Source organism: Pseudoalteromonas sp. (genome assembly GCF_041629635.1).
In the GTDB taxonomy this organism is placed as follows: Bacteria; Pseudomonadota; Gammaproteobacteria; order Enterobacterales; family Alteromonadaceae; genus Pseudoalteromonas.
In genome coordinates this window covers 28,516-44,201 of record NZ_JBFKMX010000001.1, presented here as the reverse complement: position 1 = coordinate 44,201, position 15,686 = coordinate 28,516, and the positions used below count along the sequence as shown (strand labels likewise).

Here is a 15,686-nt window from a genome sequence, read left to right as displayed (position 1 = left end):
AGTGAAACTATAAATTAGTATGGCTAAACTTAGTTAAAACTCAATTTGATAGCCACTTTGTATGGCAAAAACTGACTTATTAGCGTGTATTTAATTTTTAATCAGTGTATGTATTACTCTTTATCAAAGCTATCAACAATAATCGCGCCCATGGAGGCAGGCATTGAAATCACAACTGTACGCCTTAATGCAACTAACGGATCCGTAAATATGGGTAATTTATCAATACTCAACAACACTAAACATACAATTACAAATGTAATTAAATAAGCAATGACAATGCGAGCGATAAACAATAAACGCCGTGTCTTGATATCACGCAAATATACACTTTCATAAGTGTATAAACTTAAGAATACAAGCGATAAACTAAGCAATAAAAATAAGTTCATTAGAGGTAAAGTTTCAGCAAGTTGCCATGCCTCTTCAGAAAAGGATATTGGTACTGCCAGTGCAAAAGCACCAACGCATATTTGAATAATATCTTCAAAATTAAAACTTTTTTTCATTCTTTCATGACCTATTAATAGCCTTTAAAAATGACATCATTTGAGCTTAAAAACCAAATAAAGTTATTGTAAATTAATCACTTTCAATCAATTTTAGACACTAAATCCTGTTATGACAGACAAAAAAATGTTTTGCGATAGACATTTTGGTACTATTAGCTCAAATTATTAATTTACTACGATTTCAGATATTAAGACTTCAAAATGGAAAAATACGAAGAACTGCTTGTCTCCATCCGTAAAGTTATTAGAGCCATCGATTTGCATTCAAAACAACTTAATAAATCTTCAGGTCTAACTGGCCCACAGCTGTTGATAATGCAAGAAATCGCTCGTATTAAGGGCGTTACAGCAGGTGCTGTTGCGAAAGAAATTAATTTAAGCGCGGCAACTGTAACAAACATTCTGGATAGACTAGAGTCTCGCGGCCTAATCGAGCGTGTACGCAGCAAAGAAGATAAACGCCGTGTTAGTTTATTTCTAACGGATATAGGAAGAACCTCTCTTATCGATGCACCCCAACCCTTGCAAGAACACTTTATTCAGAATTTTTGCGCCCTTGAACAATGGGAACAAAGTCTATTGCTCTCATCAATGCAGCGAATTGCAACTATGATGGATGCAAGTGATCTTGACGCAGCCCCTATGTTAGAAATTGCTCCTATCGGTATGAGTACTGATGGTGAAAGTAAAAATTAATGTAAATTATAACTGAACGCATCAATGACTTGATTACGTAAGTCTTCTTTTAAACACTGGTTGTGAATGTCTGAAAGTAAAAACACACTTTCCAAACTTTCTCCCAGTGTTGTCACTTTAGCTGAATGAATAGACAATGTGTGAGTTCGAAAGACAGAACAAATTTTATCGACATAGCTTGGGTTGTTCAATGTTGTCACTTTGAGCAGCGTGCGATCGCGCTTGGGCGTAGGTATAAATTCCACCATGGGTTCAGAGTCAAAGTTTTTAATCTTCTTTGCAACAGGTAACTTGCAGTCTTTATGTCCTGACGTAATGACTTGCTCTATTTGACTAATAACACGTTTTATACGATAACTCTCGCTTAACTGTTCATCATTGAAGTCAAGTACGCGAAACACTTCCAATACGTTACCATCTTTGGTTTCTAACAGCTCAGCATCTTTTACATTCACCTTTGCACGAGTCAATGTATTAAAAATGTCGACAAATAGTTTTTGCCTATTAGGGGTATACACAACTAAAGTAGAGCAGCCTTGCTGTTCGCTTTGCGTTATAAAAACCAACGGAAACTGCTGAGTTGATACAACTTTGGCGGTAATTTCTGACAATTCTTTTGCACTAGTGAAAGTAAAAAAACTGTTCGGGAGTGTCGACCAAAAAGCCGTCACATTATCTAATGCTATATCACTGTTTGATAAAATGGTTTGTGCTTGTGCTTTATTTTCTCGAATAACAGTACGCTGTTCAAAAATACTTTTTCCATCGGTTTTCAATGCTTCACGTGATGCTAAATAAAGTTGCTCTAAAATTGCGGCTTGCCAATCATTCCACGCATCTTCATTGGTTGCCATTATATCTGCAACCGTTAAAGTATAGAGAGCATTTAAGCGTTCTAGCGACTTAATCTTTTTATTGAGTGCCTTAATCGTTCTCGGATCGTAAATATCTAATGTACGACTGGTTGTGATTAACAATTCTTGATTTTCAATAAGCCACTCTATCAGTTCAACAGATGCATTTTTTAAGTTGTGAAAACGTGCAAACTCCCTAGCTAATATAGCACTCGTGCTATGACTATCGCTTTCTTGTGACCCTGCTAAATGATGACAAAAAGCCGCTAACAGTAACGCTAATTTATTTTGCACACGCCCATAAGCAACGTGGTAACTCTCTTGATTATCATTACTGAATGCGAAATCTGAAATGTATGACACAGTTTTATAAACATGCTCATCTACCGTATAGGCATTGTGAATATCAAATTGCATCCTACCTTCGCTTTGTGCCCATTGTGTTGAATACATTTCGAGCACTCCGTAGCGATGCATTAGACCTAACACTTTTTTTAATGTTTTTGGATGTTCAAATAAGCGAATAAATGCTTCCCGACAACTTTGGTAGTCTTGGAGTTCTCCAAGAAGGCGGTGTTTTACTTTTCTCAATAACTGTAAAGTATGAGAAGAAATGCCTTTAGCTTGAGTATGGTGCGCTAGCAACACAAATAAATTTATCACCTGCGCTTTATCAATAAATACACTTGCAGTGTTTGCATTTAACAGACCATCAACTAATGAGAACTGTTGGTTTAGTTTAATAATCTGCTTTTGCTGATCGCGCATAATGCTGCTTCGTACATTTCCACATAAGATTTGATTAAGCTCTTGTAAACGGGTCATTGCACGAAACAATTGACGCATCATACGCTCAATTGCCTGTTGTGCGCTATCGCCGCGACCAAATTTCAAGAATTCAGCAACTTCAGCTTGATACTCGAACAACAGTGTTTCTTGTGGTTTTTTTGCTACACAATGAAGTGCCCAGCGAATACGACAAATGAAATCATACGCTTCAATAAGTTCAAAATGTTCATCCTCTTGCAACAGATCTCCCTGCGCAAGTAACTCAGTATGTGATATTTTTAAATGTTTGCGTGCAACCCATAAAATAGTTTGAAAGTCCCTTAAACCACCAGGATTTGCCTTAATATTTGGCTCTAAATAAAGTGCTGTATTAAGTGCTTTTTTGTGCCTTTCATTTTGCTCTTTTAACTTAGCTTGCAAAAAAGCCTGATCTGCCCAACCTTGCTCATCATACAAAAAGTTTCGCACCCTTTTTGAATGCTGTTTATTTCCATATAAACACCTAATATCCAGTAAGTTAGTTGCGATAGTTATATCTTCAGTTGCATATTTTTTTGCTTGTGATTCTGTTCGCACTGAATGACCAATATCAAGTCCAAGGTCCCATAAGCCCATAATAAAATCACTGATTTCACGCTCAGGAAAAACAGAGCCATCATCAGGAGCAATAATAGCAATATCAATGTCAGAATAAGGATGAAGTGATGTGCGTCCATAACCACCGACCGCATTGAGTGAACAGCAAGAATCCGCAAGACCACATTCTTGCCACATTACAATCAAGATCTCATCTAATTTATTTGCACGTTCTTCTAGTAACACAGCGATAGGGCTAGAGAAAAATCGGGTATTTTGCTCTGCAGTAAATCGATCTAATTGTTGTTTTAATGTACTCGTCATTGCTCAGTCTCCGTAAGATTAATTGATGTTAATTAATCAAAGTCAGAGTTTCTGTGACCATACATTCATTGATACAAGTTTGTTATTAACTAAATTATTGTTTATAAGCCGCCCCCCGTATTCAAAAGCAAGTCTTGCAAACACTTTATTGATGGCGAACGATGAAGCCCTGCAAATCGAATAAATAAATTCTACACCGTTATTTTTTAGGTATCTTCTGGCTTCAAAGATTAAAGCAGATGCAATTCCTTCATTACGAAATTGACGTAATACCACCGTATCGTAAAGACGTGCATTAGGTGCATCTTTTTCATATTCAATACGCACACATGCAACAATTGCATCCATATACTCAACACAAAAATAGTCCACGCCATTTTCAATGCTCTGTGAAATATAATGTTCATCACCTATCGGTGATCCATAGCTGGAAAAGGCAAGTTGGTATAACTTAGAAAGTGCACGCACATCAACCTGGTTACACTTACGGAAAAGCACTGGCTGCGAAAAGGATGATGGATCCCACGTGTCAACATTTTGTACTTCATTAATAATACCGTCGCTAAGATCCATATGCTCACATGATGCACGTTCTTCATCAAAAAAGCGTGAAATAAAAATAGCATCTTGTAGACCAAAATAACCTGGAACGGTAGCTTCTATTTGGTATCCCCTTTTTAGAAAAGGTAATACTTGGGCATCTTTTACTTTCGCGATTATTTTGCTGTATCCACCTTGCTTAGCAAAATCTTCGACCTCTTTGTGAAAAGTATTGGGTAATTCAATTGTTGCATCCGTTATATAGACGCGGTCATTTAGTTTGCCAAATCGAATTTTATTTCCTGTGAGTGTCATTTCACTATCAAATTGTGTCGCTGTCATCATCTAGTATCCTTGCAGTTAATTTGTATAAAAAGGGAATTTGTATAGTGTTAAAACAAGTCAATGCCTAACACACAAAACATCTTTAGAATTGATAGCAATATGCTTAATTGAACATCGGTGGGAATAATGCATAATTATTTAATGTTAGAGTGTTTAATAACTCTAGCAGGTGTAAATCTCTTTAAAATTAATTAGAACACTAATCAATATAACATTAGTTAGAACACTGATCAATTTTGTCGATTACAAAATAACCTAACTTCCTATTTGGCTGTGCTTTTGACTGAGGTACTTGATACCGAAAAAGCGTATTTCGAATGGATTGAAAAGTTACTTTCAGGCCTTTTATACTAAATTTGTTTACTAATTGAGGTCATAGCAAAGGGGGGCTTCAAGTAATATGTACTATTAAAATACGCCATACTCCAATATCAAAAGCCATGCAGGAATGGTAATAACACTAAGCAATGTACTCATCACAACGGTACCGGCTACTACACTTTGACCTTGGTTTTGCTGACATGCCACAATATAGGCATTAACTCCGGTCGGACACGCTGTTAACACAACCAATATCAATATAATATCACTGCTAAGCTGAAACACGCCATCTGCAATAAGCAAGGTCGATAACGGCAGTAATAGAAGCTTAACACAACTAGCAAAAACAATTTGACCAACACTGCCCACTATACGGTATTGATATAAATTAGCTCCGAGTATAAACAAAGCAAGCGTCAATGCAGGGGTGGTCATTAGATGAAGCGTTTTACTGATGAATTCTGGCAACTCCACACCCGTTAGATTTACTAACAAACCAGTGTAAATACCAACTAATAAAGGGTTTTTACAGAGTTCAATAAAAAATAATTTAACCTCAAACGCTTTATTGGTAGTAATACTTGTTAAAAAGCTTGCTGCAGCAAATAACATCGCACTATGAAAACTAATGATCAAGAATACCAGCGCTGTGACATTTGGCGATATTAAACTAATCAAAATTGGTAAACCCACAATCACGGTATTGGAATAAGTGCTGCCAAGAGCATGTACTGCGCTCGCTTCATTTTCCTTTTTAAACACTCGTGGTGAAACAAAATAAGTTATAAAAAAAGTGATAATAACCGCACCGTAAAAGGTTAAGAACACAGTATATGACAGCGCACCCGATAACTTAGCCTCTGCAATATTGATAAATAAAAAGAGTGGAAACAAACAACTAAAGGTGATGTTACTTAGATCTGAAATAGTACCTTGATTCACACGGCCCTTACGCATAGTGAGGTAGCCAAGCACAACCAAGACTACTAAAGGAAAAAGAGACGAAAACATGAAATATATTGCTGAAAATGTATTTCGGCACTCTAATCAAATTTGTCAAAAACAGCAACAACTCACACTGATTAAATTTTGCACAACACTTATTAACTACTATAGTTAAAGTGATATGGGGGTTAGTTAGGCTGTAAACATGTTAGAACGTAGACATCATTCTCCGGGCTTTAATGAGCATATTGACTTATTAAGCGACGAGCAACGCATAGCAATGTATGATTTAAGTAATTACGGATACGATCTTGCGTTTGTGCGTACTACTGGTCATCTTAAGATTGCTGTGCTGAGACAGGGAGACTCAGTTGCCACAATAGATCATTTTGGTGAAGTAAACGTAAATCCAAATATTGCTCTTAGGTAATACTTTAAAAGCGAGCCACTTAGGCTCGCTTTTTTTGTTTAACGCAGGGCAACTAAATTGTCCGTTGATTTAACACGCACTTTTGCACCATCGCGCAGCATCTCACTACCACGGATTGCCACTTTTGCACCTAATGTTAATTCACCTTTCACTTCGATAAGTTCATTAAAACCACTACCAGGTGTCACAGTGACTTGTTTAACAGTTAAATCGTCCTGCACTACATTCACATATACTTTGTCTTGGCGCAAAATAAGCGCATCGCGATGAACTGTAAGCGCATTATGTTTTGCACTACTGGCAAGGCTAACCCGCACCGCAGTACCAATAGGTAACGAGCGATCGCTTAATGACACACGTACTTCCATGGTACGACTTAATTCATCGCCTACTGGAACAAGAGCGCGTACTTTTGAGCTAAAACGACCTTCTTTGTTAGCAATAAATACATCATCACCGACTTGGTTAAATTGAGTATGAGAGAGTGGCGCATTAGCGCGAACCTCTAAATCATCAAGACTGACTAAACGCACCGCGGGTGCATTGGTTTGGCTAAATTCGCCAACTTGTTTATAACGCTCAACAATTGTGCCATCAAATGGTGCTACCAGCTGTGTTTTCTCTAATTGCAGGGCAATACGTTGAAAGGTGATTTTCGCCTGTTCAAGCTCTTGCTTTGCCATCATCAATTCAGCCTCTTTAGCCTCTAAGGCATCAAGAGAGGCGTTTTTGCCAAGCTTTTCTAAACGTATTAACTGGCGCTCAAGCAAAGTAACACGCGTATCAAAGCTTTTAATACTGGCACTTGCTTGCTGCTTTTCAAGTTGTAAAAATGCATCATCCAAAAGCAGAATAGTATCGCCTTTTTTAAAGCGCTCACCTACTTCAGCAATGCGTTTTACTACACCAGAAACCTCAGTGGTCAGGCGCGAGTCAAAACGACTAACCACAGTGCCTGGTACCCACATTTGTTCAGCGATTTCGGCTTGTTCAACTTCTCCTAATGCAACTAACGGATCGGGACGTTCATTGGCACTGGCAAAACAGCTGATTAATGCCAGTAAGGTACATAAAATGGTTGAAATAACGTATCTCATAACTAATTCCCTTTCAGTTGTGTTTGAGTTGAAGTAACAGGAGTTGGTTGAACACTTGTTCGGGTTGAAAATTGTTTCAGTAGCGCTGGTAGCAGTACTAAGGTGAATAACGTCGAGAACAGCATGCCTCCCACAATCACAGCAGCAAGGCCGCGGTAGATAACACTGCCCTCACCCGGCATAATAAGCAATGGTAACATGCCGAAAATACTGGTTAACGTACTCATAAAGATTGGTCGTAAACGTAGCTTCAGCGCTTGTTCTACTGCCATCTCACGGCTTAGGCCTTCACGTTCACCTTGACGAGTTTGATCCACAAGTAAGATTGCGTTGTTAACCACCAAGCCAAGCAATATGATAAAACCTATCATGGTTAACAAATCGAGCGGTTGGAACTGAATTAAGTTCATCAATTGTAATGCCAGTACACCACCGACCGTTGCAAGTGGAATCGATAAAGTTACCATGAGACTATCTTTTAACGATTTAAAGAGACCGGCCATCAGAATAAATAGTAATCCAAGTGCCAAAATAAAGTTTTGCCCCATGGTTTGAATAGACTGTTTTAAACTATCAGCACTGCCTCCGTAGTTAATTGATCCATCCGCAGGCATCAATGCTTTAATTTGCGGCTCAATTTTCGTTTCAATAATCGTCATTGCCTGTTGCAGCGACATGCCTTCTGGCGGATTAACATTCACTGTAATGGTGCGGCGACGGTCAATGCGTTGAATACGTGATGGGCCAACTGTGCGCGTTACATCCACTAGCTCGCCCAATTGCACAACGGTGCCACTCGGTGTAGTGATTGGCATTGCTGAAAGCTCTTCAGGATTTTGCCAGCCCTCGGCTTTGAAAATCATATCGAGGCGTTTATTGCCATCAAAGTATTCACCCACATAAAGGCCTGTGCCCATTGCTCGTGTAATTTGCGCTAAATCGCGACGGTTAAAACCCACTTCCATCATGCGACGGTCATTTGGCAATAGACGTAACTCCGGCTCAGCATCTTGCGTACCTGGGTTGATGTTAATATTGCTGCCTTCAAAGCGTGCTTGCAAAATGTCGCGCGCTTTATCAGCCACATCTGCCATGGCGCGCGTGTCGCGGCTTTGTAAATGAATTTGAATACTGCGCCCTGAGCCTAAACCACCAAAGAGATTTCCCTGCTGAGAAAAAACACGGGTATCTGGTAAATCAACCAAGATTTCTTCACGCATTACACGTTCAAGCTCTTTCACTTGTGATTGATCCTTTGCACGTACGCCTAAGTTTGCGTTGCCTGGGAACGACAAAATATAGTAGTTTTTCAGTGCTGGTTGCTTAGTGCCATCCATATAAGGCTGCAAGCGCTCAACTAACGGTTTAATGTATTCACGCTCAACAAACTCTTGGTTTGAACCAGTTGGTAATCTAACAAAAGCATCTACTGCATCACGTTTTACCGGGGGTAAATAATCAAGTGGAGGCAATAACAATACAGTTAACGCCACGGGCGCAGCCATCAGAGTAACAATCACCGCTACACGTTTTTTACTGGAATTTGTCAATTGCATAATTTTAGAAGTGATATTTTGCCAAAGACCATCAAGCCTATCTTCTTCCACTGCCTGAGTGAGCCACATTTTCGCAGCCACAGGTAAAATCGTAAGTGCCACCAATAACGAAATAAATACGGCAATCGCAATGGTGAGCGCTAAATCCGCAAAGAACTGTCCAGCCACATCGCGTAAAAAAATAACCGGAATAAAAATCGCTATGGTAGTTGCCGTTGAGGCCATCAAGGCACCTGAGACCAACTGAGTGCCTTTCGCTGCGGCTTTATCAGCACGCAAACCTTGGGTTTTAAGCCTAACAATGTTTTCAAGCACCACAATTGCAGCATCCAGTACCATACCCGTTGCAAAAGCTAAACCCGCCAGTGATATCACATTAAGCGAACGCCCTGTAATGTTAAGCACAATAAAGGTCGTCATAATTGAAATTGGAATAGCCATTGCCACAATCAAAGTGGCTCTGCGCTGACGTAGGAACCACCATAAAACGCCCACTGCGAGTAAAATACCAAGCACTAAATTACTTGATACAAGATTAATCGCACGGTAGATAAAGACTGAGGCATCAAACGACTGATGCATTGTAAGTTGTTGCGGCTCAAGTACTTGGCTGCGAATTTTATCAACTTCCGCTTTAACTCGTTCAAGGGTGGCTAGTACATTTGCGCCACTTTCACGGTCAATACGCACTGACATCGCAGGGTTACCATTTTGTACCGCGCTGCCATTATCTTGGTCTCGCGTCACTTTAATTTCTGCAATATCACTTAGTTTAATTGGCTTACCATCGCGCCATTCAAGCACTAAGTTACCTAACTGTGTTGGATCAAAGCGACCTGCAAAACGCAGCGTATAACGGCGCCGGCCAATATCCGCATACCCACCCGACGCATCATTAGCCGAACCAATTAAATTGCTTACGCGAGTTAAATTGATGCCAAGCTCCGCAGCGCGATATGCATCAAATTCGATTTGTAATTGCTCACTTGAGTTACCTGTTTGTAATTGCACACGTGCTACACCCGGAATGCTTTCTAAGCGTGGGCGAATGGTGTCATCAAAAAACGTAGCATATTCACCAATCGGCTTATCATTGCCCGGTAATGCTTGTAAGAAGAAATAAGTAAGTGCTGGTGCACCGCCATTAAAGCCGCCCAAGCTAATCACCGGCGGATTTACATCGCGTGGCAGCGGTGGCACACGGTTCATGCGACTAATCACCTCGATCAAGGTTTTATCCATATCGGTATCGAGAGTGAAAGTTAAGTTAACGAACGACGACCCTGAGTTGGCAAACGTTCTTAAACTGGTAAGCCCAGGTAAGCCTTGCAATACATCTTCTTGTGGCTCAAGAATTTCAGATTCCATTTCCGCAGGTGACGCCTGTCGCCAACTGGTAAAAATGGTAATTTGAGGTCGTTCAATATCTGGAAATAGTTGAATAGGTAGTTTTGTAAAACTAACTATTCCTAATACCAAGCACAAGGTGACAAATATCGCTACCCCCGCCGGATTTTTTAAAGCCCGAATTGTAATGTTCATTGCGTTCCCTATTTTATTTTTTCGCAAACAACGTGCTTGACTATAGTTAGAAATTAGTCGCAAGAAAGTGAGAAATAGTTTAACGCTCAAAGAAATAGGATGGGCTGCAAATCGCCTGTTTTCGGTAAGAAAGTGTGTTTTTGGTCACATTTTGACACACCAGGTTATTTAAATGTTAACCACAAGAAATTAAAATGTATCTAACGCGATAGTTCAACAAATAGGCACGTTTAAGTGCCAATATTTACACTGGCACTTAAACATATTTCGAAACAGGATTGTGTGGTAGAAGACATTAGTGCACGAAGATATTAAAAATGTAACGCCATTCTTTTTCATAGGCTTTTAGTTTAGCTATCACTGTGGGAGTAATCTCAGTACCTTGCGTCAGTACCACTGCACCTTGTTTGTTAAGTAGGTCTTGGCTTAAGTGCATACCTGGTTCTAGCATCTCCACTCCGACACATAAATCTATATTATGATGCTCAAGCGAAATTTCACTATTAAGTAGCTTGATGTATACGTCGACAATTTCCGGATCAAAAAAGGTCTTACTCTCTTTCTTTAAAAAATCTATGGCTTGTGGTTGCGACAGTTTTTGTGTACTGATACGGCCAAGTACCAATTTGTCGAATTCGTTTACTACAGTTAAAATCCTAGAAGCTAATGGTATATTAGAACCTATTAGATGGTCTGGTACACCACTGCCATCAAAGCGTTCATATTGATGTTTTACAGCTGTACCAATCATTTTTAAGTGCGGTACTGTTTGTAATATTTCAGCGCCTTTAACTGCATGGTTTTGTTTTTCAGTTAGCTCGGCTCGAGAAAGCTCATTTTCAATGCTTTTTGCTAAATTATCGGTCAGTGATACTTTGCCAATTTCATGCATTAATCCCGCTAAATACACTTGCGTTACTTGGTTTTTTTCAAGCCCCATCGCTATTGCAAGCATACGACAGTGACTGGCAACTCGCTTAACATGCCCTTCTCCGCCACCAGTGGTATCTTCTATGATCAAATTAATCATCTCAATGACATCATAAAATAAACTACGTTGACGGTTATTGGCTGATTTCAATTTCTCATTAAGGATAGAAAGCGATAACGTACGTTCTTCCACCTTGCTTTCTAGTTCTAAATTTTGCTGTTTTAACAAATCGTTTTTCAGTTTTAATTCAACTTCTAACCGTTGTACCGATTGCTTTAGTTGAAACTGTTCGGCGGCTTGCAACACCACATTCCTAAGCTCATCGTTACTCCAAGGCTTACTGACATAATTGTTAATCTTACCTTGGTTTATCGCCATTGCGGTGGAATCAATATCAGAATAGCCCGTCAATAAAATGCGCGCAGTATCAGGACAAATTTCAAATGCTTTTGACAATAGCTGTGCGCCCGACATTTTTGGCATTTTCATATCTGAGACAATTACCGCGTAAGTGGTATCAACCAGCTGTTTCACCGCAAGCTCGGGATCACTAAAAATGTCAACGTCATAGTCTTTTCTGAACAGCCTTTTCAAAGCATTCAGCACTTCTACTTCGTCATCAACAATCATTAATTTTAACTTGTCTGTCATCACCATGCCCGAGCTGTGCGATTTCGCTATTTATTATAAAAACATTGCCTTAACTAAAAAGTGACACTATTTTTTAAATTGATCAACCTGATTATGCTTAAAAAGAGGACAAAATGAAGGGAGCAATTTTTAATGCACTACAGGAATTTGTAGAAGAAAACCATGGTTATCAATTATGGGATGAAGCGCTGACCAACAATACACTTGAGTCGCATGGGATCTATACCTCAACCAAGCAGTACCAAGACGTTGAACTTTTCGCCATTATCGGTTACTTATCAGAACAACTTGAAGTTCCCATTCCCGACCTAGTTAGGACTTTTGGTGAGTACTTATTCCCACTATTGATGTCTCTGGCACCTGATGAAGCTCAAAATGCACCTTCTCTTCGCACATTTTTAATGATGGTAGATGAGCTGATTCACGTTGAAGTTAAAAAGCTTGATAAAGAAGCGCAATTACCTGAATTTAGCTACGGAGGAGATTCTGGTGATAACTTAACCATGCTTTACCGTTCACCTCGTAAGCTTTGTTTTTTGTCTGAGGGTCTAATCCTTGGTGCCGCAAAACACTTTAAAGAATCAGTCTCTGTCTCGCAGAATAGCTGTATGCACCAAGGTGCTGATTGTTGTGAAATTGAAATAACATTTAATGAATAATTTTAACGCCCAGGGCAAAATCGACGCACTAGAGCGTATTTTAATGCGCGAACGCTTGGCGCGCAAAGAGGCCGAAAAGCAACTTGAAGACTCTTCTCGAGAGCTCTACCAGAAAGAAGAAGCGGTTAACCTTACAAAGCAAGAAATCGCTTCTCAGCAGGAACAGCTTGAATTTTTAACTGGTTTACTAGCTGAAACATGGCGACAACCCAATTTACACAAAATTATTTCAAATTACCTAGAGCGTACAAACAATTTTATAAGTGTTGCACACAATTTTTTTGTGGAAATTCATGGGGATCTTTCGTTGCATCAATTTCAATCTTATTGCCAAGCGTCCGAACGAGAATCTAAGATTTTAGCAAAGCACCTTAAAGAGGTACTGAGTCAGCTTAATCACAACAAACTCTATCATCACGTTTTGAATGAAAACGAATCACAAATATTTGAGCATAGCGAAATTTCTAAAGATGCAAACGCACACTTTGTCTATAGCGTAATTGTTCCTGTTTATACCCTTGATTTACCGTCAGGTAAAGCGGTTGGCCTTGTCATATTACTTTACGAATCGCAAGAAGATATCAATATTGTAAAGCTACAAACGTTGGAATCTTCTCGCAGTATGTTAGCAGTGGCATTTGAACGTAAACGAGCTGAAGAAACGCTGCAAGAGCGCTTAATCGAGCTTGAAACCAGTAATAAAATGTTAGAACAAACACAGCAACAATTACTGCAACAAGAAAAGTTGGCATCGCTCGGGCAATTAGCTGCCGGAGTAGCACATGAAATTAATAACCCCATTGGATTCGTCCTAAGTAACCTTGATACCATGCGAGATTATTTTAATGATTTTTCAGAAATTGTTTCACCACTAACAAATACCAACCTAGACAATCAAAGCAAAGTTAAGCAAATGCTGGGCCATTGGCAGACTCTAGACGGTGATTTTTTACTAACAGATAGTGAAGATATTCTTGCTGCATCCGTGCAAGGGCTTATCAGGGTAAGAGACATAGTGTCTGATTTAAGTACTTTTTCACGCATGGACAATGATGAACTCGACAGCATTGATTTAAACTTGGTGATTGAAAAGTCACTGAATGTGGTGAGTAACGAATTCAAATATCAACATCAGGTAGTTAAAGATCTACTATCCGAAGCAAGTATTCTTGGCAACGCAGGGAAATTACAGCAAGTATTTATAAACCTGTTTGTAAATGCCAAGCACGCAATGCCAGAGGGCGGTACACTTACAATAAGCAGTAAAAAAGATCGAAATAAGATAATTGTAACGGTAAAAGATCAAGGAGAAGGTATTGACCCTTCGCATTTGGCGGATATTTTCACCCCATTTTTTACAACCAAAGCACCAGGTGAAGGCACCGGACTGGGTTTGGCTATTTCTTATAGTATTCTACAACAGCATAATGCAAAGGTGACTGTAAATAGCGAGTTAGGCAAAGGCACAGAGTTTGAAATCGCGTTTTTTGAATCATTATAATGAATTAGTCTCGACTTGATCTGACATTTCGATTTGAAAAATTGAGAGTTACCCGTTTTGATAAAGGTGCTGAATCTTAAATCAAAACAACCAAAAAGGTGGTAACTCTCATGTTGCATACTAACAACCCAATTATAAAACACAAAACTGGTTTACTTAATCTTGCTGAAGAATTAGGTAAAGTTTCTAAAGCCTGTAAAGTCATGGGCGTTTCACGAGACACATTTTATCGATATCAAGAGCTAGTAGAAGATGGTGGACTTGATGCGTTAATTGATAAAAGTCGTAGGTCGCCAAACATCAAAAACAGAGTTGATGAAGTAACAGAACAAGCCGTAATCAAGTATGCAGTGGATTATCCAGCCCACGGCCAACACAGAACCAGTAACGAGCTTAGGAAGCAAGGTGTGTTCGTATCTGGCAGTGGTGTTCGTTCAATATGGTTACGCCATGACTTAGAGAACTTAAAGAAACGGCTGAAAGCCTTAGAAGACAAAGTAGCTAACGAAGGCATTATCTTAACTGACAGCCAAATCGCAGCGCTTGAGAAAAAGAAAAACGATGATGAAGCTTGCGGAGAAATCGAAACAGCTCACCCTGGATACCTTGGCTCACAAGATACATTTTACGTGGGTAATCTCAAAGGTGTTGGACGTATCTACCAGCAAACGTTCGTTGATACGTACAGCAAAGTAGCATTCGCGAAGCTCTACACCACCAAAAGCCAATTACAGCAGCGGACATACTGAACGATAGAGCTCTACCTTACTTCGAGCAGCATGAGCTGCCAATGCTGCGAATACTCACAGACAGAGGTACAGAGTATTGCGGTAAAGTCGAGCATCACGATTACCAGTTATATCTGGCGATTAATGATATCGATCACACAAAAACAAAAGCCATGTCACCGCAGACAAACGGTATCTGTGAGCGATTCCATAAGACGATATTGAATGAGTTTTATCAGGTAACGTTCCGTAAAAAGCTGTATAGCTCGTTAGAAGAATTACAAAAGGATCTGGACGAATGGATGGTTTATTACAATAATGACCGAACTCATCAAGGAAAAATGTGCTGTGGCAGAACGCCATTGGCAACATTAGAAGATGGAAAACGCATTTGGGCAGAAAAGAATTTAGCTCAAATCTAAACTGACAGTCACCGATTGAAAAACGGGTAACTGTCAGATCAAGTCTGAGCTAGTACAATTATAATCATGATTTTGCTAGTGCAACGTACCCTCTTCTTTAGAGTGTTTTTATTGAAAGATATTTAGATAGATTCATCCCCAGTAAGATGTAAACTCGCTTAGTAAAACTCAAAAAGAACATTCCTTAAATTATATCTATCAGTTATTCCCTGAACACATCCCGTCACGCAATGAGCACCTCTGCGTGTTAAAGCTTTTTACTTGTAT

At 39.4% G+C, this 15,686-nt stretch carries 11 protein-coding genes and 1 pseudogene; 5 read left to right on the top strand and 7 right to left on the bottom strand.

Annotation, left to right across the window (positions count from 1 at the left end):
- Positions 1-113: 113 nt before the first annotated feature.
- Positions 114-509: a DUF2391 family protein gene (locus ABYD77_RS00200; protein ID WP_372765813.1), complete on the bottom strand. Its 396-nt coding sequence runs from the start codon at positions 507-509 to the stop codon at positions 114-116.
- A gap of 204 nt (positions 510-713) precedes the next feature.
- Here ABYD77_RS00200 and ABYD77_RS00195 point away from each other — a divergent pair, with 204 nt between their 5' ends.
- The gene (locus ABYD77_RS00195; protein ID WP_372765811.1) at positions 714-1,208 is read left to right on the top strand and encodes a MarR family winged helix-turn-helix transcriptional regulator; all 495 of its coding nucleotides are present in this window, start codon (positions 714-716) and stop codon (positions 1,206-1,208) included.
- Here ABYD77_RS00195 and glnD read toward each other — a convergent pair.
- From glnD to ABYD77_RS00180, 3 genes are all read right to left on the bottom strand, one after another.
- Complete coding sequence (glnD, locus tag ABYD77_RS00190; RefSeq protein WP_372765809.1) at positions 1,205-3,751, bottom strand: [protein-PII] uridylyltransferase; 2,547 nt, start codon at positions 3,749-3,751, stop codon at positions 1,205-1,207. The two genes, ABYD77_RS00195 and glnD, sit on opposite strands and share 4 nt — an antisense overlap.
- 42 nt (positions 3,752-3,793) lie before the next feature.
- Positions 3,794-4,636, bottom strand: a complete 843-nt coding sequence (gene ablB, locus ABYD77_RS00185; protein WP_372765807.1) for a putative beta-lysine N-acetyltransferase — start codon at positions 4,634-4,636, stop codon at positions 3,794-3,796.
- A gap of 408 nt (positions 4,637-5,044) precedes the next feature.
- Positions 5,045-5,968 carry an AEC family transporter gene (locus ABYD77_RS00180; RefSeq protein ID WP_372765805.1) on the bottom strand — a complete coding sequence of 308 codons (924 nt, stop codon included), beginning with the start codon at positions 5,966-5,968 and terminating at the stop codon, positions 5,045-5,047.
- 139 nt (positions 5,969-6,107) lie between these two features.
- Here ABYD77_RS00180 and ABYD77_RS00175 point away from each other — a divergent pair, with 139 nt between their 5' ends.
- Entirely contained in the window at positions 6,108-6,332 is a 225-nt protein-coding gene (locus ABYD77_RS00175; RefSeq protein ID WP_372765803.1) for a hypothetical protein, read from the top strand.
- A 38-nt stretch (positions 6,333-6,370) separates the two neighbouring features.
- Here the strand turns inward: ABYD77_RS00175 and ABYD77_RS00170 are convergent, their stop codons facing one another.
- From ABYD77_RS00170 to ABYD77_RS00160, 3 genes are all read right to left on the bottom strand, one after another.
- Positions 6,371-7,429, bottom strand: coding sequence for an efflux RND transporter periplasmic adaptor subunit (locus tag ABYD77_RS00170; protein ID WP_372765801.1), 1,059 nt, complete (start codon positions 7,427-7,429; stop codon positions 6,371-6,373).
- Between the two features lie 2 nt (positions 7,430-7,431).
- Complete coding sequence (locus ABYD77_RS00165) at positions 7,432-10,527, bottom strand: efflux RND transporter permease subunit (protein ID WP_372765799.1); 3,096 nt, start codon at positions 10,525-10,527, stop codon at positions 7,432-7,434.
- A gap of 295 nt (positions 10,528-10,822) precedes the next feature.
- A complete protein-coding gene (locus tag ABYD77_RS00160) occupies positions 10,823-12,109 on the bottom strand; it encodes an HD domain-containing phosphohydrolase (RefSeq protein WP_372765797.1) in 1,287 nt (428 codons plus the stop codon).
- Between the two features lie 113 nt (positions 12,110-12,222).
- Between ABYD77_RS00160 and ABYD77_RS00155 the strand changes: the two genes are divergently transcribed.
- From ABYD77_RS00155 to ABYD77_RS00145, 3 genes and pseudogenes are all read left to right on the top strand, one after another.
- Positions 12,223-12,768 carry a heme NO-binding domain-containing protein gene (locus tag ABYD77_RS00155; RefSeq protein WP_372765795.1) on the top strand — a complete coding sequence of 182 codons (546 nt, stop codon included), beginning with the start codon at positions 12,223-12,225 and terminating at the stop codon, positions 12,766-12,768.
- Positions 12,761-14,269, top strand: coding sequence for a sensor histidine kinase (locus ABYD77_RS00150; RefSeq protein WP_372765793.1), 1,509 nt, complete (start codon positions 12,761-12,763; stop codon positions 14,267-14,269). The genes ABYD77_RS00155 and ABYD77_RS00150 overlap by 8 nt, the downstream gene beginning before the upstream one ends.
- A gap of 110 nt (positions 14,270-14,379) precedes the next feature.
- Positions 14,380-15,419, top strand: a pseudogene (locus ABYD77_RS00145) (IS481 family transposase).
- The last annotated feature ends 267 nt before the right edge of the window (positions 15,420-15,686 follow it).